The sequence below is a fragment of the Vallitalea longa genome, from assembly GCF_027923465.1.
Lineage (GTDB): Bacteria > Bacillota > Clostridia > Lachnospirales > Vallitaleaceae > Vallitalea > Vallitalea longa.
This window is the reverse complement of the sequence record NZ_BRLB01000087.1, coordinates 1-255: the sequence shown is the minus strand read 5'-3', so window position 1 is coordinate 255 and position 255 is coordinate 1. Positions and strand designations below refer to the sequence as shown.

Sequence of the window (255 nt, the reverse complement as noted above, 5' to 3'; positions counted from 1 at the left end):
TTGTTCCTTATTAGGATATATTCTATATTTGAAAGCTTTATTGATTTTCATAGATTTTCCCTCTTCCTTATGTTATAATTATATCGTAATTTAATTTAGTTGTAAAGGAGTTTTTTAGATGAATGATGGTGAATTCAAAAGCAATAGACATTCAATATACAATCTAAAATATCATTTGGTTGTAATAACTAAATATAGACACAAATGTATTAACAAAGAACTTACTATTTGAAACACCTCCCCAAGTGGAATTAG

The 255-nt window shown here is 25.5% G+C and carries 2 protein-coding genes; one reads left to right on the top strand and one right to left on the bottom strand.

The window, feature by feature from the left end; genetic code table 11:
- Positions 1–51: helix-turn-helix domain-containing protein (locus tag QMG30_RS25295; RefSeq protein ID WP_353511689.1), on the bottom strand; the 51-nt coding region annotated here is incomplete at its 3' end.
- 67 nt (positions 52–118) lie between these two features.
- On the opposite strand from QMG30_RS25295, the gene QMG30_RS25130 reads away from it, so the two are divergent.
- Positions 119–232: a transposase gene (locus QMG30_RS25130; RefSeq protein ID WP_330680854.1), complete on the top strand. Its 114-nt coding sequence runs from the start codon at positions 119–121 to the stop codon at positions 230–232.
- Positions 233–255: the final 23 nt, after the last annotated feature.

Excerpts from the sequence above, each read along its gene's own strand:
- QMG30_RS25130 (WP_330680854.1), top strand. The coding sequence starts at position 119 with ATGAATGATGGTGAATTCAAAAGCAATAGACATTCAATATACAATCTA.